Below are 23,877 nucleotides of genomic sequence, written 5' to 3' on the forward strand. Positions count from 1 at the left end.
AAACGAAGCGATGATTGTTCTATTATCTTCCTATCCGAGTTTATATTCTCAAAATAACCTACAAGCATCAATTTGAAAAATACTACCGGATCTATACTCTTTTGACCTTCTTGACCGTAGTCAAATCTCGTAAATATGACAAATCAAGAATGTCGTTTAATTGACGATAAAAATTGTTGGATGGAACTCGTTGGGATAACTGAAAACTTATAAATAGTTTCTCCTCGTATTCTTTTTTCCCTTGCATTTATACCTCCTATATATTATTGTTTATAAAAAAATACTAAAAAGAAAGTAGTGAATGCTATCTTTTATAATCCCTCCTCTTTTTAGTTGTGCAACAAACACATACATGTTTCAAAACTCATTGATTATTCATAAGTCATGAGCCAAATTGAAACGAAACTCTATTTCCAAAACCGATAAATTATTTCGGTACTTTTACATATTCCACATCACCAAACAAATGCATAGTCAATTTGTTTTCTTCTATTATATAAGTAGTAAAAGCATCGGCACTAACTGTATCATCCGATAAAATAGCAATAAAAATAAACAACGGATTAATAGCAATATTAATATCAAAAAGAAGCAAAATTCCAATACCATCAATAATTTCATACACATCATACGGAAATTTCGGAAAAGTTATATAAGTTTCTTTCGCCGTATATTCAAAGTTTCTCGGGTGGTCAGCCGCATTAATTTTAACTCCTTTATAATCTAAAAACGCATTAACAAATCCCGTTTTTTTATCTGGGTTGAAAGTCCATTCATAATTAAGAGTCGCTTCTCCCAATAGAAATGGAAGAATTGGTAAATTTTCTGCAATAACAATAGAGTCCAAATCTACAATATAAGAATCTCTCCAAGTCCCAATTAATCTTTTCGCATTTATATTTAGCTGCTCGTCATTTTTCTTATCATCACAGCAAGAAACAAAAAGCAAAGCTGCTAAAATCGCCAAAACCAAATTTGTTGTTTTCATAATAAGAAAGCCTCCATCCAGCATTGTCTCCATGGAGCATTGGGATTTCCCGGTTCGTAAGAAGAATGGCGAGCCCACATTGAAGTAAGGTACATAGGGTAGGCATCGTTACGAGCCGGTATAAAATAACGATTTTTCCAGCGCACCAAATACTCTGTTCTATTACTTACTCTGTTATGAATTTTATAGCCATCTGTTTGTCTGTTTACATATTTATCCCAATCATATTTTCCTGTTCTCATTTCCCTTTCAATTTCTAAGCGTGACATTACTGCTAATACAGATGTCTTTATTGCCTCACTTTTTTCATCTGTTGCAGCAAAATGCAGCTGGTCCAAGTAGAATTGTTCTCCAATAAATACGCCGTTAGAATTTGCTGCAGAGACACTTATGTTAATATTAACAGGTTTGCTAATCATAAGAGAAGCAAGGCTATCAGGTAAAGTAAACTCTAAATATTTATGAATTAGTCCGTCTTCTCCAACCACCGGCGCTGAACCATCGTGATTGACGCTATTTAATTCCCACTGTCCTGCCCAATTCCCATTTACAGATAACTGTACATTTCCGCGATATGTTCCAGTAAGTGGATTTATAGGAGATTTTGGCATAGAAACCCGTAAATACCCTATCACATTTCTATATTTTGACCCTGTTACAATATCCGTTTGTATTAGTCCGCGTAATGTTGCATATGTCCCACGACTAAAAACTATCCCCATTCGATTATTCTCAAATGTTAAATCTGCTGGTGCTGCGTAAAGTTGTTCCCAACATTCCGAATAATTAAACGAAAGCAATCGCATATCCGGATAAAAATGCACAATAAGTTCATGTGATATATAATCTTGAACGTTTTCTGATTTATCAATATTGTTATGCCCCATATTAGGCGCCATAGGCTCCGATCCGTAATTTGTATTAACAATATTTGTTATAATGTCCGTAAGAATTGTAGTATTTGATACTGAGACGCTAAAACCATTATATCCGTCATTTTGTGGAGAAGGAAGAGTTTGCCGCAAATTGTAAACTCGTTTTACATTGTTCGGAACAGGCTTTATTACATTAGAATGGTTGCCTATACTATCGCACGCATCAACAAGAAATATAGCGTCAACAGGTATAGATAATTTATTTAATTCTAATATCGTTTGATAAAGAAGCGCCCCGCCCATACCTTTTCCCATCAGAATCAATTCACGGTTAGAATTCATTTTTTGCAATGATTTTTGGATAAATTGTGCAAATCTTTCCGGTTGCGGATGCCATAGCGTATCAGCATCTATCAACCATGGATATGCTATAACTGAAACAGTATTGCCGCGTTTAAAATCCAGAGCTTTTTTATATACTGCATCGCCAAAGGTCTCGTCTCCGCTATAACATGTTTTGAAATCACTCTCATAAACCTCAATAGGATGGAATGGTAAAGCGCTCGTATCTGTTGCCAAGAGTACATTTTGATATACAGTTGTGTCTGCAATGCTAATGATTAATTTTTTATGCTCAGTATTGATCTCATTTTTTTCTGCGGACTCAAATGCTCGATTTATTCTTACTTCAGGTAAATTATCAATAATAGATATAACATCATTAACCGTTTTACCGTTTTTCAACGCTTCTGCAATTATATTGAAATGACCCTCTGTATAGTCATCTTTTAATATTGACTTTGCATAAGTAACTAGACGCTCAATTTCTCCAATGTGGCTGTCAATTAATTTTAATAATTCAAAATCACTAATAAACTTCGATATTTTATCTAAATTTTGAATATCATATCCCAACTTAATTTCCAATCCTTTTGTAGTAAAATTTGCTGAAAGATAGCGAAGAACTCCTGATTTATTATATTCGTCTATTCTTGCAAGAACAGCATTGACAGGTTCAACAATGCCAATACCAATTTCTTTATTTTTAGTATCTATCAATGACGATAATACGTTACTAACTTGCGGCGTGATCAATTTTTTATCAACGACTCTATCTAATAATACTTGCGTTAATGGTGGTATAATTATCCCTGTTAACGTACTTACTGTTAAACTTTCTATAACTAATTTTATAAGTTTTATTTCTCCATAAAACATTACTGTAGATATATCATTATCGGATAGATATAAGTCAAAGGCATTATTGTTAATACTGGCATTAATAATACCAGTCACTGTTGTGGTTGCATAACCTTTATTTGCCCAATCCCATACTGGATAACCTATGCCAAGCCATTTGACAATCCACTTCATCCACAGAAATTTTATATCAATATCGGCTCGCACATTCATTCTTATCTTGATTCCTTGTCCAGGAACAATACCATCATAACGAAAGTTGCTAATAGTTATCCTTCCGATTCGCACAAGTTCTGCAAGCTTAATTCTACCAATTTTGTTAACCTCATTTTGGATATAATCATAGAGAGTATCTTCTGTAAAACCCTTACAAAAAGCTTCTTTAAATATCATAATTAATTCTTTATACTGCACATTGTTCGAAAAATCAAACAAGTCAGTTAATTTCATAGAGTCCATAATATTCCCCTTTTCCACTAAAAAAATAATATACATTTACGCATTATAGATGAAGCAAGGTAAATTACTTTATTTTCCTAAAGTTATGTTCAATACTAATTTTTATTATGCTGATAGGCGCATTCATTGATAAGGTTATAGTGGAAAAATTATAGAAGTTAATCCTGTTCTATGAGATAAGATTAATGGAAAAAAACCGCTTAATCTTGTTTTTCAATGAGTTTTGAAACATGTATATATATCCCTATTTTTATATTACAAGGAGGAAATATGACGGCGACAACGGTTTCAAAATTTAGAAAAAACATGTCAAGTTATTTTGAGTAGGCGGTTCGGTTTAATGAACCGGTAATAATAACTGCAAATGGCGGAAATGCCGTTGTTTTGAGTGAAGAAGATTACAATAGTATGGCGGAAACGCTTTATTTGTCGTCAGTTCCCGGACTGAAAAATAAAATCCTTGACGCGTCAATTGAGCCGATTTCGGAATGTGTCCCGCTTGACGTGGTTGAGTGGTGAGTTATCAGGCGGTACTCACAAAACAGGCGATAAAGGATATTGCGAAGTTAAAAACGATAGATAAACCTCTCCGAAAGAGCAAAAATGATACTTGAAAATATGGAAACAAATCCTTATTTTCAGCCTTACAAAAAATTATCGGGTGATTTGAGAGAAAAGTTTTCTCGCAGATTAAATATTAAACACAGAATTGTCTATGAAATTGACGAAAAAGCCAAAATTGTAAAAATTCTCAATATGTGGTCGCATTATGAATAATTCCCAAATAAAGATAACAAGAAAATTAAATTTCATAAACAAAAGCGGGCTGTACATCACAGCCCGCAGAAAACAAATTCGACAAAAGATTCTTAAAAACTCCTGCTCAGCAATTCGGTTCTCGCTTTCGGGTACAGTTCTTTTGGGATTCTCGACAAAAAATATTCTCCTGTGGATTCTCCGCCTCCGCCGACGTTGGAAATAAGGCTGTCGTTAACCATTTCTCGTAATGCCGGTTCGTCATATTTTATTGTAATTTTATTATAGGGTCCTCCCTCCATGCGAACTGCTCCCGTTCCTACCGAGAATACTCCTCCGCTTATAGTCATATTGGAACCGGACGATGTAATATTTAATTTTTTGCTTCCTAAATTAGCGATCAATCCTCTTATCAGCGTATTATGACCGAGTTGTCCTATGTCTGGAGCGCCGTTTTCAACAATAATAAGAGAGATTCCCGTTTCTGCGCTCCTGTAAAACTGAGACGCGATATTACCGTTCGTTTTTTCATCAATAATTAAAATCATTCTTTCCTTGAAACCGCTTCCCGTGGAACTAAACAGCGTTCCGTCGGAATACGCTTTTATAACCATCCATTTACCTTCTAATAATTCTCCGGGATATTCGTTATAAAGTTCGTTCAAGTCGTCTCCGGTGACGCCGTAAATCTTTCCGTTAATTTTATTGGAACTGTTGAAAATTTTAATATATGGTTTTATTTTCTCCATGTTAATCTTAATCGCAGGGGGGTCGCTTTCAAATATTTCTAACAATGTGAATAACTCCATCTCCCCCGAAATAACAGGTGCAATGGCTGGAGGCGTTCCTGAGAGTTTGTATAACCATTCAATACCGGGAATTCCTGTCCCGTTCCCATAATTTTTACCAGTTACTCCTATAATTTTTGAGTTTGGTCCTTGAAACAGCCAATTCCCTTGCACCCCTCCAGCTGTTACGGCGTTTCCGTTCAAAAACGCTCCGCAGTTGTCAATTATTGGGCACATAGATCCACTTGTTATAATTGATGATTCTGATGATAACCCTAAACCCTTTTTGAATGTACTCGGATTACTTTCAATAAGTATGCTGGAAGACGATACGCCGGGCAAAACTCCAAAGTATGCGGGTCCTTGAAATGCCGCACCTCTTAAAATCAGTTCGCCATTTGCTCCTAATCTTTTAAACTCGCCTCTAAAAGTGTGTCCTGAGTGGTTTATATCCCCGCCGCCTTTCATAAACGTTCCTCCATGCACGTCAAGCACCACGTCTATTTCATCCACTCCGCTTCCCATGTAAAGCGTCGATACCGGAAGTTCGCTTATTTTTTCCTTGTCTTCAAATCCCAAAAGGGTGTAACATCCGTAATTTCTCGCTCTGGAACCGCTTTTGTCTATCGCTTCGCTTTCAAACAGTACGGTTATTTTGGAATCCTGTACGTTCATTCCCGGCTTCCAATTCGTTCCGTCCGTTAAAGAACTGACGTCAAAATTAATATTTACGATCTTCACTCTAAACCGCATGCCGTCGATATCCAAAAACGAAGAGTCTTTGCTTAAAGCCGGACGCGCTCCCGTAATCCATCTGTATTCCGCGGGAATCGCGTTCAGTTGCGCATTGTTTTTGTTATAGTTTTGATACCATATATTCAAAACCTTTTCGGCGCGCGTCTTAGCCTCCGGCGTCGTATCGGTGAAAAAATTTGTAGCCCAGGTAAGCCCCGCCGCCGCCGAGAAGCGCGACGATTCGGAGGAAGAACGAAGCGCGTTGTCCGTAGTTTCGCTTTTTGCCGAATTCAGAACGAGCGACGAAACCGCTCCGACGCAAACTAACGCCATTAACACATATACCAAAGCGGCGCCTCTGCGGTTTTTTAACGATAGAAAATATTTTTTCATAAAACATTCTCTTTTCTCAAAAAAGTTTTAGTATCTCATATACTATTAATTTAAGATTTTTTTTTGAAAAAAACACATTTTTTTAATTGAAAATGCAAACTTGACAAAAATATCGTGAATATTTTTACAAATTTTCTCAATATTCCGTTGTGAAAAATTATTTTTGAGTTCGCATTGAAATTTTAGGAAATAAATATGAGTTTGCTTGAAAACATAAATTCGCCGGACGATTTGAAGAAAATTCCGCTAAGCGGGCTTGCGAATTTGGCGCAGGAAATAAGAGATTTCCTGATAAACAACGTCAGCAAAACCGGCGGACATATAGGTCCTTCGCTTGGCGTTATAGAATTGACTATCGCACTCCATTACGTATATGATTCGCCGAAAGATAAAATCGTATGGGACGTAGGGCATCAGGCTTATGCGCACAAACTTTTGACCGGACGAAAAAACAAATTTCACACTCTTCGTCAATACGGAGGAATAAGCGGTTTTCCGCACACGACGGAAAGCAGGCACGACGCGGTAACCGCAGGTCACGCTTCGACGTCTATTTCTGCGGCTTTGGGTTTGGCTAAAGCGCGCGATATGGAAAATAAGGACGGCGAAGTCTTGGCGGTGATAGGCGACGGCTCAATGACCGGCGGGCTTGCGTTTGAAGGGCTTAATAATTTGGGACATTCCAAAACCAGAATGTGCGTAATTTTGAACGATAACGAAATGGCGATTTCGTCTAACGTAGGCGCGGTTTCAAAGTATTTGACGAAAATAATCACCGATAAAAATTACAACGCCTTGAAAGCGAACGTCTGGGAAAAATTAGGCGTTTTGGGCGGGGTCGGCGAGAAAATTCGTTCGGCGTTTCACGTTATAGACACGTCGGCGAAACGGGCTTTTGTTCCGGGCGGACTTTTTGAAGATTTGGGTTTGCGCTATGTCGGACCTATAGACGGGCATAACATAGAAGAGCTTATATCGGTTTTAAGATATGCGCGCGAGCAAAACAACGGGCCGCTTTTGATTCACGTTATAACGCAAAAAGGAAAAGGTTATCTTCATGCGGAAGAAAATAAGGAAAAATTTCACGGACTCGGCGCGTTCGACGTAAAGACGGGAAATCTTATTTCTTCGGACGGAGATAATTGGTGTAATATTTTTGGGACGGAAATTACCGCTTTGGCGCAAAACGACCCGAAAATAGCGGCTATTACCGCCGCTATGCCGGAAGGAACCGGGCTAAACTATTTTGCGCAGAAATTCCCTGAAAGATTTTTTGACGTAGGCATTGCCGAAGGACACGCGGTTTCGTTTGCGGCCGGTTTGGCGCTTGGCGGAATTAAGCCGGTAGTCGCCATATACTCTACGTTTTTGCAGAGAGCCTACGACCATTTGATTCACGATATCGCCATAGACAATTTGCATGTCGTTTTTGCCGTCGATAGAGCCGGACTTGTCGGAGCGGACGGACCTACTCATCACGGTGCGTTTGATTTGTCGTATTTACGTACGATTCCAAACGCGTCGATTTTGACTCCCGCCACTACGCAGGATTTGAAATTTATGTTAAAATACGCCATATACGATTTGACCGGACCGGTATTTATACGTTATCCGCGCGGCAAAGCGTTGAACTTGTGCGTAACCGTAGAAAAATTCGAAGAACTTCAACAGATTTGCGAAGGTAAAAACGTATGCGTATTATCGGCCGGACATTTTTTGCAGAGCGCTATGGCTTGCGTCGAAATACTTAAAAATAAAAAAATTCAGGCGGCTTTATTTTCGGTAAAGCAAGTAAAACCGCTGTCAAAAGAAATATATTATGAAATTTTCAAAAAATATGATTATATTGTATTGTGTGAGGAAAATACGCTTGTTGGCGGATATTGTTGCGGCGTTTTGGAAATCGCACAGCAATTGATTGAAGAAGGCGTACTCAAAAAGTTACCGCAGTTTTTAAGGATAGGTTATCCGGATTGTTTTATAGAGCAGGGGAGTGCGGCTGAATTGGCAAAAGATTTGGGAATGTCTCCCGAAGCGTCGGCTCAAAAAATTTTAACGTTTATCGCCGGACGAAAATTATGACGATAGTATTGACGGCGCTTGGAGTGTTTGTTTGCGTTATTTTAATAATGCATACTTTTATTACGGGGAACGCTATAGAAAAAAATTGTATTAAACTGCGCGAATCTATTGATAAGTACTATAGTAAAGAAAATAATAAAGAGGCGCGGCGACAGGAGTGATTTATGGCAAGAACGGCGGTATTTGAAAGAAAAACCAACGAAACGGACGTGAAAATTTCGCTTAACATCGACGGTGTGGGCAATAGCATTGCAGCGAGCGGAAACGGTTTTTTCGACCACATGATTTCGCTTTTTGCAAAACATGGTTTGTTTGATTTGGATCTGAAATGTTTGGGCGATATTGAAGTAGATTTTCATCATTCCGCCGAAGACATCGGAATAACTTTGGGAGCGGCGTTAAAAGAGGCGTTGGGCGACAAAAAAGGAATATCAAGGTACGGTTGCGCGTACGTTCCTATGGATGAAACGCTGGTTCGCGCCGTTATCGACGTAAGCGGAAGAAGTAACTTGATTTACGGAGAAGATTTGCGCGACAGAGTTGTTAATTCTTTTGAGGTCGATTTGGTTTATGATTTTCTTAAAGGTTTTTGCGATTCTCTTGGGGCGGCTCTTCATATTGATATTATAAGAAGTCGAAACAGCCATCATGCGATTGAGGCTATATTTAAGGCGTTGGGACGCTGTTTAAAGGAAGCGGCGACTATTGACGAGAGAGCTAAAAATTCAATTCTTTCGACAAAAGGAGTTTTGTGAAAGAAAATTATGCATTTTTGTTCCGGAATAAAATATTTTAATCGGTAAATAAGGTCACGGGAGGAGCTATTATGAATATTGTTCGTTTATTTTTTGCTGCGGCGTTGTTGTTGCTGGTAGTGGTAAGTTGCGGCAAAAAAGAATCAAAATCACAAGCGAAAAGAAATGCTAAACCTGCAGTCCAGCAGCAGAAGCAAGCAACTGACGCTTCATTATATGAATATCTTGAAAGTTCTTCCGACGTAGCGGCGGAATCAAGTCCTTCGTCAAGCGCTAAGGTTTCATCGTCGTCGTATTCGGATTTCTCTGAAGTGAAGTTTTCGGCGAACGGCAGATACGTAGTTCAGATTTCGACCGTCGCAAGTTCGGAATTGGCTAAAAGCATCGTTAAGAAATTGGAGAAAAACGGTTATCCGGCTTATGTCGCAAAAGTGGAAAATCCGACAACCGCGCTTATAGGAATTTATTATAGAGTACGCGTAGGTGGATTTGACAGAGTATCCGACGCAAAATATTTCGGAGAAAATATTCTTAGACCGCTTGGGTACGACTATTGGGTGGACAACAAATCAAACGATAATTTAGGTATAAGCGGAACGGGGCTTGGGGCTTACAGTCCGAGTACCGTTAATTATGATGCAAAACCGGTTTCAAACGCTCAAGAGCGGACTTCGCCTTCTTTTGAGGTGGAGCCGGTAGTTTCCTCCGCGGCTGAAACTCAGCAGCCCATAGTATCTTCCGATAATAATTCGTCGGACGATTAAAAAAAAAAATCGGATAGTGACGATAATAACTGGGATAATTTTGAATGGTGATTTAAGGATTTCGTTTCATGCATAAAAATCTTAGCGATTGGAAACTGCGAAAGCCGAGTAACATAACGTTGTTTGGCGAAGACGTTTGTGATGAAAATTACAACGTGAGTGGTTGGATAGACGCAAAAATTCCCGTATCGCTTGCCGGAAGTTTATACGAAGCCGGCGAAATGAGCGACATTTATTTCGGAAGAAATATGTTCGACACGGACGGATTTAAAAAAGAAGCGAAAACACATTTTTCTTGGCATTCCATGCCTAAAGATTCTCCATACAGATATCCGTTTTGGTACAGGTGTGAATTTGATATAGAAGATGAGGACGAAAATAGGCGTTTTTGGCTGAAATTTAATGGAATAAATTTTCGAGCGGAAATTTGGCTTAACGGCAAAAGAATCGCAAGTGAAATCGGATGCGCCGGACCATACAGGATTTATGATATTGACGTTACAAAATGGGTAAATAGAACCGGTAAAAATATTCTTGCGGTTAAAGTCGTCGCTCAGCGCAAAGACGAATTAGGGCTTACTTTTATTGATTGGCTGCCGACTCCTTCCGACGATTCGGCCGGGCTATGGCGCGGCGTCGAATTGTATTCGACGGGAATCGTTGCGATAAAAGAACCGTTTGTAAATCCGATTTTGTCGAACGATTTGAAAACAGCCGATATAAATTTTTCATGTAAAATTGTAAATAATACCGCCGAGAAGTTTACAGGGAAATTAAAAATATCTCTTGACGAAGGCGCTTTTACCGAATGCTATGTAGAGTGTGAAAAATTTGACGAGCGGATTATCGAAGTAAAGAACCTGCTTTTTGATGAAAATTTTTTGTTGTGGTATCCTTACGATATGGGAGAACAATATTTATATACTTTCTTTGTCTGTTTGGAAAATTCAATAGGCGATGTTATAGACAGTGCGGAAATTGAGTACGCATATCGCAAAATCGAAAGTAAAATAAACGAATTCGGCGCAAGAGAATTTTGGGTGAATAACGAAAAGATTCTTGTTCGCGGCGCGGCTTATGCGCCGGATATTTTGCTTAGGCAAGATCAAACAAAAGAAGATACGGAGACCGATTATATAAAATTGATGAATTTTAACGCCGTACGGCTTGAAGGGTTTTTGGGGAGCGATAATTTTTGGGATTTATGCGATAAAAAAGGAATTTTGGTTTTTGCCGGATGGCCTTGTTGTACGCATTGGGAAAGATGGGAAAAATGGAAGCCTGAAGATTATTATATCGCTCAAGAATCGTTAAAATCGCAGATTATACGTTTGCGTAATCATGCGAGTTTTACTGCTTGGTTTTACGGCAGTGATTTTCCGCCTATTCCGAAAGTTGAGAAATCTTATTTAAATGTTCTTGAAAATTACTATCCGAATTTGGCGCGTATTTCTTCGGCGGCAAAATTTTCGTCTGTCTTGACAGGTGCAAGCGGAGTCAAAATGAGCGGTCCTTACGGTTTTGTTCCGCCCGCGTATTGGTATGACGAAGAAATGCCTGGCGTAGCGCATTCTTTTAATACGGAAACATCTCCGGACAGTTCTCTGCCGCGTTATGAATCGGTAATTAAATTTTTGCCTGAGAACGAGTGTTTTGTAGGTTCGCCGTCATGGAATTTTCACTGCGGCGTTGCGTCGTTTTCCGATATTGAGCCGACGATTAACGGTCTTGAAAAGCGCTACGGAATTTCTCGAGTACATTTTAAAGAATTTTTGAAAATCGGACAAATTATGGGGTATGAGTGTTGGCGTGCGATGTTTGAGGCGTACGGGCGCAATTTTCCTGACGGTTCCGGCATTTTCGGTTGGATGCTGAACGCTAGCTGGGGTAAAACATTTTGGCAGTTATTTGATTATTATCTTGTGCCTACGGGAGGATTTTACGGTTCTCAAAAGGCGTGCGAAGGCGTTCACTGCCAATATTCTTACGACGACGATTCTATTTGGCTCTTGAATTACGATAAAAAAAGCGATGATATTTCAACTATAAAATGTATTACGCAACGCTTGCTTTTTATGTCTTCCTATAAAAAAGAAGTTTCTGTTTTGATTTCGGTTTACGATAAAAGTTCTAAACTTATTTATCAGGAAAAGTTCGAAAAAAGCGTTTTAAAAGGTCATAAAATTGAACTTTCAAAATTAGATTTCAAGAAAATTAAAGACGACTTCTTTATTTTAAAATTGGATTATTCCGGCAAATCTAACGTTTATTGGCTGACAAAATCAAAAGATGAATTTAAAAACGAGAGTGATTCCCAAAGTTGGTTTTATCGTCAACAGACTATATATGCGGACTTGTCGCCGATTTTGAATATGCCTAAAACGGATTTGAATACAGATATTAAATTCCTAAATGACGACAACGCGTTAATTTGTGTTAAAAATACGGGAAAATATTTTGCCGCCGCCGTTCAATTGGATTTTATTACTCCTGGTGGAGATTTGTGTTATCCTGTTTACTTCAGCGAGAATTTATTTTGGCTCGCTCCAAACGAAAGTGTCGAAATTACAGCGAAAATCTCTCCTCATTCACGTTATTCGTTTGATAAACTTAAATTAAAATGCGAAGCGCTTAACGCTTAATCTTCAATATCAAACAAAAGAACTTCCCTTAAGTTTTTAATTTTACATTTTTGCGGCGGACTTTTCAAAATAAAATCAGCAAGATGACCGAATCGTATATTTTCTATATAATTATTTACGGCGATTGCCAACGCTTTGTAGGTTCCGACAAAGATACATATTTTTTTTGCTCTTGTCAGCGCGGTATATATATTTTTACGTCTAAGCATTGTGTAGTGCTGTGTAACCAAAGGAACGATTATTGCAGGAAATTCACAGCCTTGGCTTTTATGAATTGTAATGCAGTATCCGTGCGTTAAATCTTGAGTTTCGAAAACGTCATATTCTACAATTTGGTTGTTTAAGAAACGAACTTTTAAAATATCGTCGTCAATTCCTATAATTTCACCCATATCTCCGTTAAATACCGATTTAGAGTAATTATTTTTGGTTTGCATAACTTTGTCGCCTGTCGCAAAAAATCGATTTCCGAAAGCGATTGACGGATTTTTACCGTTGATTTTATTTTGCAGTTCTCTGTTCATAGCGATTGTTCCGACATCGCCTTTGTGCATCGGGGTTATTACTTGAATATCATTTTTTGGGTCAAAACCGTAAGAATTCGGAAGTCGTCTGCAAACCAAATCCACTATTGTTTCAAAAACTTCCGTAGGAGTTTCTTTTTGAATAAAAAAGCAATTATCTTCGGCGCTGTTTTTGTATTTCGGAAGAGTTCCGTTACAGATTTCGTGCGCTGACGTTACAATTCTGCTTTGTTCCGCCTGACGGAAAACTTTTTTTAGTACTATATGACCGACTTTTTGCGATTTTATTAAATTTTCTAAAACGGCTCCGACTCCCACCGACGGTAATTGATTTGTGTCGCCTACAAAAATTATGTGCGCACAATCCGGGACGGCTCGCAAAAATGCGGTTGCAAGCCGTAAATCGACCATAGACATTTCATCAATGATAAATACGTCTCCGTCAAGCGGATTATCATTGTTTTTGGTAAATCTTCCTTTCTGGTATTCCAACAAGCGATGTATTGTTTTTGCATTTTCACCGCTTATTTCGGTAATTCGCTGAGCGGCTCTTCCCGTAGGCGCGGACAGAACTATTGATTTGTTTTTACTTTTAAACCAGTCAACGATCATTTTTACAGTCGTAGTTTTTCCTGTTCCCGGGCCTCCGGTCAAAATAAACATTTTTGATTGAGCCGCTTGAATGACTGCAGAAATTTGCTCTGAATTTGCAATTATTTTTCTATTTTTACATTCTTTTTCAGCCCATTCGGCGATTTCTTTCGTCAATTTCTCATTATTATTTTTGCTTTCATCAATTCGTTTTTGTACTAATTCTGCGCATTCCGTTTCTATAAGCCATAAATTTTTTAAATAAACGTCGTTTTCATATTCTATAACGACTTCTTCGTTTTTCAAAAAATCCAAACTAAACGATATCGTAGTTTCATTTTCTTTAACAAGTATTGCAGTTTTTTGAATGAGCTGCGGTTTGGGAAGATAAGCGTTCCCGTCATTTTCCGCCTCTCGTAAAATATGAATAATCGCCGCGCGCGTTCTTCGGTACGTATCGGTAAATCCTATTGCCTGAGCGATTTTGTCCGCTTTAAAAAATCCTACTCCGTGCATATCTTCTATCAATTGATACGGATTTTGTGAAATTATCGCTTTTGCTTTGTCGCCATAGATTTTTTGCAATCTGTAAATAAACGGCATTGCGATCCCATAAGGATATAAAAATCTTGTAAGTTCTCGGATTTCTCGTCCTTCATACCAATATTTCGTTATATTATTAATTGATTTTTGCGTGAGTTTTGGGACTTCTATGAGACGCTGCGGATAATTGTCTAAAATATTTATCGTGTCTTCTCCGAAGGTATCTACGATTCTTTGAGCGGTTTTTTCACGGATTCCCTTTATGATTCCGGACGATAGAAGCGCTATAATTTCCGTTGTTCCGGATACTTTAACATATTCAAATTCTTTAACACAAAATTGTTCACCCCATTTTTCGCTGAACTTAAATTGTCCGTTTGCGAGTATTTTTTCTCCGACGCGAAGCATAGCCAAAGTTCCGACTAATTTTACGTCGATGTTTTCTTCATTGTGCGCGTTTACGGCGGCGAATCCGCTTTCTTCGCTGCTGAACGAAATATTGTCTATTATAAAAGTTATTTTTTCCACATTATCCGACATAGCGTGAAACTACGATTTTTACGCCGACGGCGATCAAAGCGGTACCGCCTAATATTTCCGCTTTTTCGCCGAACAAATCACCAAATTTTCGTCCTATGAAAAAACCGGCAAACGAAACGAAAAAAGTGATAATTCCAATGAGTAAAGCCGAAATCAGTATGGGTTTTGAATCAAAAGAAAACGAAACGCCTACGGCGAAAGCGTCAATGCTTGTCGCCAATGCCAGGAATAAAACATTTTTTATATTTGAGAAACTTTTGTCATGGTTAAGATTTTCATTTTTTATCGCTTCAAAAATCATTTTTCCGCCGACAAGCACAAGCATCGCAAACGAAATCCAATGTCCAAACGCAAAAACATATTTTGCCCATAAATTTCCGAAAAAGTACCCCAAAACAGGCATAGCCGACTGGAAAAATCCAAACGCTAAAGACGCGTTTAACGCAAATTTTACGGGTAATTTTTTTTCGCTTGCACCACACGACAACGACACTGCAAAAGCGTCCGCCGAAAGTCCAAGCGCTATCAGCAGCAATTCCATAAAATCCTCAATTATTTTTTTATGACCAGCGCTACTTCCATGTAAAGTTTTCCGTATTTACTGTCGAATGGAACTACTATGCATGGAACTCCGCTTGGCGTACAAATCCAATGTTCGCCTTTTATAACGCTGGGGAGTGAAATTTCCAAAGCATAACGTACCAGATCTTTTTTTGCATAGCCGGCAATGATATTTACTATTTCGCCGACGCCATCCGCCAAGTCAGAACTTTTAGCGTCAACAGGTGCGCCGATCATCGCCGAAATCGTTGCCAATGCAATTTCAATTTTTGGGTATGCTATAGAAATTACTCCAACCGCTTTACCGGATAAACCGATAGTTGTAGAAATCTCGTAGTTCGGATAAGGTTCTTTTTTTAGAAAAGGCTGACTCGGTTTGAGGTCGTTTTCAAAAAGCATGTTTTTATAAGTATCTACAGTTGCGCTTATAAAGGGATTGATTAACGCTGCTTCCATCATTTTTCTCCAAATGTTTTATACTATAAAATAATATTTGGTAAAACACTATTTTTTATTTTTTTGAATATTTTTTACAATTCGGACAATTTTTTTGACATTCCGTACCGTGTAAATTTTGTTGTTCATCAGAATTATGTCCGCCTTTCCTCTTTTCTCGAACGTTTTTTACGATTTCGCTTAATTTTTCACAAAAGTATTCAATTTCTTCTTTGGTTGTGAATTTCCCGAAACTTACCCTTATCGTTCTTGCCGCTGCTGATTGCGAAAGTCCGACGGCGGATAGAACGCCGCTTGTTCTGATTTTTTTTGAACTGCACGCAGAACCTTTTGATATGGAAATTCCCGCATTATCGAGTTGAAGGGTAATGATTTCATTTTCAATATCGTTTATCGTAACGCTTAAAGTTCCGCAAAGCGTTTTTCCGAATTCTTGCGGACTGTTGAACGAAACGCCTTCAATTTTGTTTTCAAGCGATTCGATTAGACCTTTTCGTAAATTCCAGAGATATGTTTGTTCGGTTTCTATAACGGATTTTCTTAGTTCCACCGCTTTTGCGAATCCGCTTGCAAGCCACTGATTAGCGGTTCCCGAACGAAACTCGTTTTCTTGTCCGCCGCCGATTATAAACGGCAAAAACGGCGTGTTTTCTCTAACAAACAATGCGCCGATTCCTCGCGGACCGTAAATTTTATGGCTGCTGAATGTCAAAAAATCCGCATTTATTTTTTCGAGAGAAATATTTACCTTCCCGAATGCTTGAACGGCGTCAAAATGAAGTAATCCGCCGTTTTTTTTAACGATTTGGGCGATTTTTTCCACGTCCTGAATCGTACCGATTTCATTATTCGCCCAAATAACGCTTACAAGTGAATTTTCATCACAAATTTCTTCCAATTTCTCAATGTCGATAAATCCTAAACAGTCAACAGGAATTTTGATAACTTCAACGCCGTTTTGCTTAAGAAATTCCGCATATTCGCTTATTGACGAATGCTCTATCGACGATATTATTAGTTTTTTCAAATTTTTGTTATCAAGCGTTTGTCGTAAAACCGTGTTGTTACTTTCCGTTCCGCCGCTTGTAAAAATTATTTCGTGAGGTTTTACGCACAAGAAATCGGCTATAATTTCACGAGATTTTTCCAATAAGTTCAAGGCGTTCTGCCCGTCAAAGTGAGCGCTCGCAGGATTTGCAAAACAATCCTTGTTTTCAAACATTGTTTTCAATACTTCATTTCCAATCGGAGTTGTAGCGTTGTAATCAAGATATATTCGTTTATTCATCTAACCTCTCAGTGTTAAAATTATTCCTATATAGGTCTTTTATGTCAAGATTTTTTAAGTCTGCTTGTTTTTTCAACCGCCTTACGTATTCGTTAACGAATTTCTGATTCTTTTCTGAGTCTTTGGATTCCTTAGTAAGTTTTTCCAAATAAATAAATGCGGAATCTTTATCGTCCTGAAAATAAAATGCCATACTTTTATTACAAATAGCCATGATGTTTTCTTTTTCTATTGATAGAACCGTTGTGGAAAATGCGACGGCGGAATCAAGATCTCCCGCTTGTGCGGAGTCGCTTTGCGAACGTATAATGTATGTTTCAGATAACACTAAAAGAATTTTTATATAGGTGGATATCTCTTTTCGAACCAGAGCCTTTGACACATTTAGACCGCGAATTACTTCGTTGTAGTTTTGGTTTTTAAACATAAATAATCCATAATTCATTGTCGCCAGCATTAATTCGTCATAATTTATTTTTTTTAACCAATTCCCGTTTTCATCTATAAAACTCTCTATTATTTTATTATATATTATCTCTGCGGAATCTCCTTTTTTTATATAATTAAGGCGATTTGCACGATTTATATCTAAAAGGTTACTCGTAACATTATTATTGTCGGCAAGTTCAAAAACTTTTTCCGCCGCATCAAATTGACCGGTATTTATAAGAAATTCACTTAAATTTATGTATAAATGCGGAGTTTTACTATTATATTTAAGCGCTGAATAATGAATTGTTCCTGCATTCATCCAATCGTCTGTTCTTTTTGACGCCGTAACCGCCAGAATGATAATAATAACGGTAATTATAGTTATTTTTATTATGTTGATGTTTCCAGATAATTTCAAAAGTCCGAAAATTGCAATCGGCATTACTAAATATTGGTAACGGTCGGCGACAACCGAAATAAGTTGATAGTCAAAAGGAACAATTCCGGAATTTGGCAAAAGAAGCAATGCGAATAACCAAAGCCAGCGAAAGTTTTTGTAACGAATCGGTAAAAATACTGCTAAAAATCCGAGCAACCAGTAGTATTGGGAATCAAGCTTACTCATAACGTCTATTGGCAGTTGTTCCGGATAAATACTGACAAGCGGAAAAGGCGTTATTAACTGCGACAAATAAAATCCGATAACATGGAACGGGATGATTATTCTACAGTAAATCGGCAGTCCTTCGTAAAGTCCTGTTGTAGCAGGCTGAGCGATTTTGGTAATTACCGCCAAAATCGCCGACATTACAAAAAAAACGGCAATAAATAAAAAATATTTTAACTTTGTTTCCGAAATAGAATGTTTTTTTTCGGTAAAAAACCAAATTGCCGTAAACAAAATCGGAAGCGTTGTAACCGACGGTTTTGAAAGAAGCGCAAGCGCAAAGTACAAAATCGCAAGGAAATATGAGAGTTTTTTATCGGTGTTTTTCCAATTTATAAACTGAATTGCAGCCAAGGCGCTCCAGAAAAACGCAAACAAGCCTTTAAATTCGCTTATCCATGCCAAACTTTCTACTTGAACAGGATGGACTAAAAATATCAATACTCCAAGAAACGCCGGTACTTTTGATATATTTAATTTTGTAAAAATTTTGAAAACCAAACAAGCGTTTATAGTGTGAAAAAGTAAATTTAAAAAATGATAAGTCATCGCTTTTTCAGGAATTTCAAGCGGATTAATTCCAATCCAAATCAGTTTCCAAACCGAATATGTCAGCGGCATATAAAGTCCTTTATGAATATTCGTCCAGAAATATCTTAGCGATTCCCCAAAATTTTGTTTTATAATCCAATAGTTATCGGATATGTGCAAGTAGTCGTCCCAAGAATTGAAATAGGCGTAATCAATAACTTTCCCGAAAAGTAAAATTGAAAAAACTATTATTATCCCGTAAAAAATTGAAATATTCTTGTTAAGTAAATCCTGAATTCTATTTAACATTTTCATCCTTATATATTTATAAAGTTTTGAAACGTAACGGCAGCTATAGAATTTTTATCTGATTATATATTTATATTTTCTTTGCTGTCGTAGTCTTCAAATCTAAAATTTCGAATATATTCCAAACATTCAAAACTTGATAACGCTTTTGAATAGAACCAGCCTTGGATTTCGTCTGCGCCCAAGCCCTGCAAAAGTTTGACTTGAACTTCGTCTTCAACGCCTTCCGTAACTGTTTTCATCCCTAGTTCTTTCGCTAGAATCAGAAGAAATTTAAAAACTTGCCTTTCGCTTCTCCCTTTCATAAGTCCGTCGGAAAAACTTTTGTCAATCTTTAACTCGTCAAACTTGAATTTATGTAAATAACTGAGAGAGGAATATCCTGTTCCGAAATCGTCTAACGATAAGTTAAAACCCATGTCTTTTAGTCGGGAAATAACGTCGTTAGCGCCTTTTTTTAGGATTGTTCCTTCGGTAATTTCCAAATAAATATTTACAGGGTCGATTCCAAAATTTGCCGCTTTTGCAAAAATATTATCTATGAAATTATTCTGCATAAGTTGTATCGGAGAAATGTTTATTGAAATTGTTACGTCTTCCGAGCAAATTTTATGGACTTGTTTTATGTGATATAACGCCGATTCTATAACATATTCGCCCAAAGTTATTATATGCCCGCTTTTTTCGGCGATGTTAACAAATTCTTCGGGGGAAATATATCCTACGTTCGGATGCGTCCAACGGGACAACGCCTCCATTCCGGTCACTTTTTTATTTACAAGAGAAATCTTAGGCTGAAAGAATACTTGCAATTCACCGTTGCGGCAAGCGGAAAGGAAATCTTTTTGTATCGCAGACACTCGTTTTTTCTCGTCTAAATACTCGTAAGTAAAAAATGAATTGTTGCCGATGTCTTGTTTGGACACCTCGGATTTTGATTTGTTTAGCGATAATTCAGCAAATTCAAATAATTGTTCGATACTTGACGCTTGTTCTGGATAAAAAACCACACCTGCCGAAAATGAAATAGAATTATCTAATGAATATTTGTCCGAGGTGGTTTTAATTGATTTTTCCAATTCATTTAATTGTGCGTTCAATATTAACGAGTTTTGGGTTTTTGAAATAAACGCGAACCTGTCGCCGTAAAAACGGGAATGTGCAAAACTTTCAGGAAAGTTTATTAAATTTAACGCCACGTCTTTAAGTATTTCGTTTAACTTTGATATTTCTAGGATGTCGCTTAATTCGCCGAATTTATTTATGTCCATTAAAACAAAATAAAATTCGGAATTTTGGGATATTATTTTTTTTAACTCTCTCGTGAATCCATATTTGTTAAGCAAATTTGTCAATTCATCCGAATTTTTTCGTATTTCTTCCTCTTTTGAGAATAGTTCGACTTTCTTCATAATACTGAAACCGATTATGCCTTCGGCGATCAAAACAACTATGTAAGCAAACCAATATTTGCCTAAGATTAAAGGTTCAAATTTATTTCCCGCGATAACGATAATTACGGCTAAACATGTTAATATGGAATACGCAAGCGCAATTGTTGACGAACACAAAACATAACTTATAGCCACTATTATCAAATAACTTAAAGTAAAAATTTCTTTGTAAGATGTTGTTAGGCTGGGTTCGACAAACTTTATGGCTATTAAGCAATAAATCGGAACGGCGTAAAACAAATACTGTGTTTTTTGCGGGTAGGCGTATGTAAAAAATATTCCACAGATATTTAAACCGACAAATATGAATGTAACCGCTGTATTGAAATAACTCCTGTCTATTATAAACATAAGTGCGAGTATGAACGACAGTCCCGTAGCGTATAGAATGATTCGTGTTATAATCAACCTGAGATCGTACAACGATGAAGTCAACGAATCTTTATTTTCAATTGATGATATTTCTTTCATCCAAATTGTCTGACCCATACCAATCCATATCAAAAAAAATTATTTTTAGTAGTCAGTTTATAACCGTACTAAAATATATTTTTTATAAACAAAGAGGAGAATATTTTGTGAAAAAGGTTTTATTTTTATCATTTTTATTGTCGATAGCGGCATTTTCCGAAAATTTTACGATTGATTTCACACGGATTGATCCTTTGGCTTCTGCGGTTTTGAGAGGGGTTGAAGAGGCGTTCTCAATTAACGAAAAAGGGCTTAACGCACTTGAGAAAGGAGATTTTGAGGAGGCGGAAGAGTGTTTTTTAAGGGCTGCCGATATGCTTCCGATTTACAGTGACGCAAAAAATAACCTCGGAGTTTTATATTACAGGACGCAGAGAGAAGAGGAAGCGCAGAAAATTTGGAAGCAAGTCGTACAAAAAGATCACGAATATGCGACCGCGTGGTATAACTTGGGACTTTATACTGTGAATTCGGGAGATTTTGCTAAAGCGGGGGAATATTTTTTGCGCGCGGCCAAAGAACAGCCGGATTTTTGGAGGGCGAAAATCCAAATTGCGCGGATAAATTTGGTTAATAATAAAAAAAACGAAGCGAAAAAATTAGCCGCCGCCGCGTATGCCAAAGCGCCGAACGTCGAGGAAATTTGGTCGCTTTATTCATACGTTTTGGCGCAAACCGGCGAAGCGGCAAAAGCGATAAAAATTCTTGAAAAAAAAGTTCCGTCCGCGGCTGCCGTTAAAATGCTAGGAGAAATTTATGCGGTAAGCGGCGACTATGTCAAAGCGAAAACATATTTTGAATCCCTCAAAATAAATTATTCGCCTTTGCGCGATTATTACGAGTCTCTTGCAGCGGTTTACAATGAACTAAAAATGTATAAAAAAACCGAAGAATTATTTAAGGAAGCCGAAAATATGGGCGATAAAATTTCGCTTTCGTTTTGGATTTCTTATACTTGGGCGCTTCACGAACAGGGGCAAAAAGACAGAGCGATTTCAATTTTGATGCAGAAATCCGTACAAAATCCCGACGACAAAGATTTGAAAGCAAAATTGATTTATGTTTTGATTAATGATAAAAAATTCGATGACGCTAAAGCTGTTTTGGATGAAATGGAAAAAGCGGACGATAAAAATTTCAGCATTCAATACCTAAAAGGATTTGCCGCATTGAACATATCGCAATACGAAGAAAGCAAAAAATCACTTGAAACGGCGCTTAAAATCTCGCCGAACGATAACGCCGCCAAAGGACTTTTAGCGTTTGTTCTGGTTAATTTAGGCGATACGAAAACCGCCGAGAAATTGTGGCGCGAAAGTGTAAAATCGGATACGCTTAACAATCAGTCGTTTATAAATCTTGCCGTACTTTACGAAAAAAAAAACATGTGCGACTCCGCTTTAATTTATTATAAAAAAGCGTTGAAAATCGCAGAAAATGCGGGCGTCAGAGTAAGTATTGGGAATATTTTCCTTGAAAAAAAACAATACGATTCGGCAATTGTGAATTATGCGCTTGCCCATGATTCTTCGGATTGGCGAACAAAGGCGCTTGCCGGCGAATATTTTGCAGCGATTGGGCTTAAAGATACTAATTTTGCCGACAAAGTAGCGGCGTTTATTTCAACGTCGGATACGGGCGATTATGTGATTCGCGTACTTTCGGATTACGCTTACAGAAAAGGCGATTTTGAGCAATCCGAAAAATTATCAAGAAGCATTTCGTCGCCGATCGCAGAGGATTATATTCGTTTAGGCTGGACTTATTTGGAACTCAAAAACACAAGAAGCGCAGAAATTGCGGCGGATTCCGCAAAATTTCTTAAGGCGAACGAAAGCGAAATCTCAAAACTGCGTCAGCGGATTGCTTTCGCGAAAGGCGATTACAATTCGGCGCTTTCTTTTAAGGACGATTCTCCGTCCGGAATTTACAATCGGGCGATTATTTTGTATAGAAATAAAGATTATTCGCAGGCGCTTAACGAATCGATAATCGCCGCCGATTTATTTTTTGGAAATGAAAAAATAGAAATGGTTCGCATCGCGGCTAATTCCGCCGCCGCCATAAAAAACTGGTCTGTTGCGCTTCGGTGGTTTTCGCTTTTAAATAAACTTGATCCAACAGCGCAAAATGCGCTTAATACGGCGATTGCCGCTTACAACGAAAACAACATAACGCTCACCAAAGAATTTTATTTATCTGCGAAAGAACAGGATTCTTTAATTTTGAACAAGGATATTGAAGCGCGTTTGGAATACGAAGAACGTCTTAAAGAGTCGCAGGAAACGATGGAGATAGTGTTTTCTATCGCCGATTCTCTATACAACAGCGCATTAAATTTTCATTTGAGCGGCGATACTGAAAACGCGGTGAAATTATATGAAGAGTTACTGAAATTCGATAAAAATTATTACCGTGCTTGGAATAATCTTGGTGCGATTTACGGCGAACAGGGTGAATTTGAAAAGGCGATTGATTCATACGAAAATGCTGTCGGCAAACGAGCGGATATTGTAGATGGATATGTAAATCTGGTAAATATTTATTCGGCGATTGACGACATAGATAATGCGAAAAAATGGCTTCGTAAGGGTTTGAAAGTCGCTCCAAAAGATCAAAATTTGCTGTTTTTCAAAAAGCAATTAGGGGAGTGATTGGCTTGTTGAAAATAGTTTTGCGTTTACTCGCAGCAATAAATTATATTTTAGACAAGAAAACAATCCGGTTTTGCCGGAGCTAAAAGGAAATTGCATGACAGATAAAGCATACGAAACAGTCATACAAACCCACCTTATAAAACGGCGCGAAGTCGCTTCACAAGCGGAATTCGTGGGGGGGGGGGCAAATCTTCTATGATGGTTTCTTTCCTGTTTATGCGCAAATTAAAGGCGTTTCATGCAAAGTTTTTCAGCAATCACGCCGAGCATTAACTGATAGTTTTGAACATCACCTCAAATATTTCATAGAATATATAGAATTTTGCAAAATTACAATAAAAACTCATTACGGTGAAGTTTTACAAATTGATAATGCTTTGTCGGTACAGACTCTATACTTTCGGAACCTTTTGGGA

The 23,877-nt window shown here is 37.7% G+C and carries 19 protein-coding genes; 8 read left to right on the forward strand and 11 right to left on the reverse strand.

Annotation, left to right across the window (positions count from 1 at the left end; genetic code table 11):
* The 4 genes from LBH98_07110 to LBH98_07125 form a co-directional block, all read right to left on the reverse strand.
* Window positions 1-68, reverse strand: a 68-nt coding sequence (locus LBH98_07110) for a hypothetical protein (GenBank protein ID MDR0304518.1), incomplete at its 3' end; no start/stop codon positions are given.
* Window positions 69-91: 23 nt separating this feature from the next.
* Window positions 92-247, reverse strand: a complete 156-nt coding sequence (locus LBH98_07115; protein ID MDR0304519.1) for a hypothetical protein — start codon at window positions 245-247, stop codon at window positions 92-94.
* 180 nt (window positions 248-427) lie between these two features.
* The gene (locus LBH98_07120) at window positions 428-988 is read right to left on the reverse strand and encodes a hypothetical protein (protein ID MDR0304520.1); all 561 of its coding nucleotides are present in this window, start codon (window positions 986-988) and stop codon (window positions 428-430) included.
* Window positions 985-3,522 carry a hypothetical protein gene (locus LBH98_07125; GenBank protein ID MDR0304521.1) on the reverse strand — a complete coding sequence of 846 codons (2,538 nt, stop codon included), beginning with the start codon at window positions 3,520-3,522 and terminating at the stop codon, window positions 985-987. Before LBH98_07125 ends, LBH98_07120 begins: the two co-directional genes overlap by 4 nt.
* Before the next feature lie 354 nt (window positions 3,523-3,876).
* Between LBH98_07125 and LBH98_07130 the strand changes: the two genes are divergently transcribed.
* Window positions 3,877-4,041 carry a hypothetical protein gene (locus LBH98_07130; protein MDR0304522.1) on the forward strand — a complete coding sequence of 55 codons (165 nt, stop codon included), beginning with the start codon at window positions 3,877-3,879 and terminating at the stop codon, window positions 4,039-4,041.
* An 84-nt stretch (window positions 4,042-4,125) separates the two neighbouring features.
* Window positions 4,126-4,299, forward strand: a complete 174-nt coding sequence (locus LBH98_07135) for a Txe/YoeB family addiction module toxin (protein MDR0304523.1) — start codon at window positions 4,126-4,128, stop codon at window positions 4,297-4,299.
* Between the two features lie 92 nt (window positions 4,300-4,391).
* On the opposite strand, the gene LBH98_07140 is transcribed toward LBH98_07135, so the two are convergent.
* A complete protein-coding gene (locus LBH98_07140) occupies window positions 4,392-6,194 on the reverse strand; it encodes a hypothetical protein (protein MDR0304524.1) in 1,803 nt (600 codons plus the stop codon).
* A 195-nt stretch (window positions 6,195-6,389) separates the two neighbouring features.
* Between LBH98_07140 and dxs the strand changes: the two genes are divergently transcribed.
* From dxs to LBH98_07165, 5 genes are all read left to right on the forward strand, one after another.
* Window positions 6,390-8,276, forward strand: a complete 1,887-nt coding sequence (dxs, locus tag LBH98_07145) for a 1-deoxy-D-xylulose-5-phosphate synthase (protein MDR0304525.1) — start codon at window positions 6,390-6,392, stop codon at window positions 8,274-8,276.
* Window positions 8,273-8,437, forward strand: coding sequence for a hypothetical protein (locus tag LBH98_07150; protein MDR0304526.1), 165 nt, complete (start codon window positions 8,273-8,275; stop codon window positions 8,435-8,437). Before dxs ends, LBH98_07150 begins: the two co-directional genes overlap by 4 nt.
* A gap of 3 nt (window positions 8,438-8,440) precedes the next feature.
* Window positions 8,441-9,031 (forward strand): imidazoleglycerol-phosphate dehydratase HisB, encoded by a 591-nt coding sequence (hisB, locus tag LBH98_07155; protein MDR0304527.1) that lies wholly within the window; start codon window positions 8,441-8,443, stop codon window positions 9,029-9,031.
* A 71-nt stretch (window positions 9,032-9,102) separates the two neighbouring features.
* The gene (locus LBH98_07160; protein MDR0304528.1) at window positions 9,103-9,795 is read left to right on the forward strand and encodes an SPOR domain-containing protein; all 693 of its coding nucleotides are present in this window, start codon (window positions 9,103-9,105) and stop codon (window positions 9,793-9,795) included.
* Between the two features lie 68 nt (window positions 9,796-9,863).
* Window positions 9,864-12,437, forward strand: coding sequence for a hypothetical protein (locus LBH98_07165; protein MDR0304529.1), 2,574 nt, complete (start codon window positions 9,864-9,866; stop codon window positions 12,435-12,437).
* Here LBH98_07165 and LBH98_07170 read toward each other — a convergent pair.
* The 6 genes from LBH98_07170 to LBH98_07195 all read right to left on the reverse strand — a co-directional run bounded on the left by LBH98_07170 (window position 12,434) and on the right by LBH98_07195 (window position 20,822).
* Window positions 12,434-14,635: an ATP-dependent RecD-like DNA helicase gene (locus tag LBH98_07170; protein MDR0304530.1), complete on the reverse strand. Its 2,202-nt coding sequence runs from the start codon at window positions 14,633-14,635 to the stop codon at window positions 12,434-12,436. The genes LBH98_07165 and LBH98_07170 overlap by 4 nt on opposite strands.
* Window positions 14,625-15,176, reverse strand: coding sequence for a manganese efflux pump MntP family protein (locus tag LBH98_07175; GenBank protein ID MDR0304531.1), 552 nt, complete (start codon window positions 15,174-15,176; stop codon window positions 14,625-14,627). The genes LBH98_07170 and LBH98_07175 overlap by 11 nt, the downstream gene beginning before the upstream one ends.
* A gap of 11 nt (window positions 15,177-15,187) precedes the next feature.
* On the reverse strand, window positions 15,188-15,655 hold the full coding sequence (locus tag LBH98_07180; GenBank protein ID MDR0304532.1) for a chemotaxis protein CheX: 468 nt from the start codon (window positions 15,653-15,655) through the stop codon (window positions 15,188-15,190).
* Window positions 15,656-15,707: 52 nt separating this feature from the next.
* Window positions 15,708-16,940, reverse strand: a complete 1,233-nt coding sequence (locus tag LBH98_07185; protein ID MDR0304533.1) for a cysteine desulfurase — start codon at window positions 16,938-16,940, stop codon at window positions 15,708-15,710.
* The gene (locus tag LBH98_07190; GenBank protein MDR0304534.1) at window positions 16,933-18,879 is read right to left on the reverse strand and encodes a hypothetical protein; all 1,947 of its coding nucleotides are present in this window, start codon (window positions 18,877-18,879) and stop codon (window positions 16,933-16,935) included. The genes LBH98_07185 and LBH98_07190 overlap by 8 nt, the downstream gene beginning before the upstream one ends.
* Before the next feature lie 62 nt (window positions 18,880-18,941).
* The gene (locus LBH98_07195) at window positions 18,942-20,822 is read right to left on the reverse strand and encodes a GGDEF domain-containing phosphodiesterase (protein MDR0304535.1); all 1,881 of its coding nucleotides are present in this window, start codon (window positions 20,820-20,822) and stop codon (window positions 18,942-18,944) included.
* 89 nt (window positions 20,823-20,911) lie between these two features.
* On the opposite strand from LBH98_07195, the gene LBH98_07200 reads away from it, so the two are divergent.
* Window positions 20,912-23,458, forward strand: coding sequence for a tetratricopeptide repeat protein (locus tag LBH98_07200; GenBank protein ID MDR0304536.1), 2,547 nt, complete (start codon window positions 20,912-20,914; stop codon window positions 23,456-23,458).
* Window positions 23,459-23,877: the final 419 nt, after the last annotated feature.

The organism is Chitinispirillales bacterium (genome assembly GCA_031254455.1).
Lineage (GTDB): Bacteria > Fibrobacterota > Chitinivibrionia > Chitinivibrionales > Chitinivibrionaceae > WRFX01.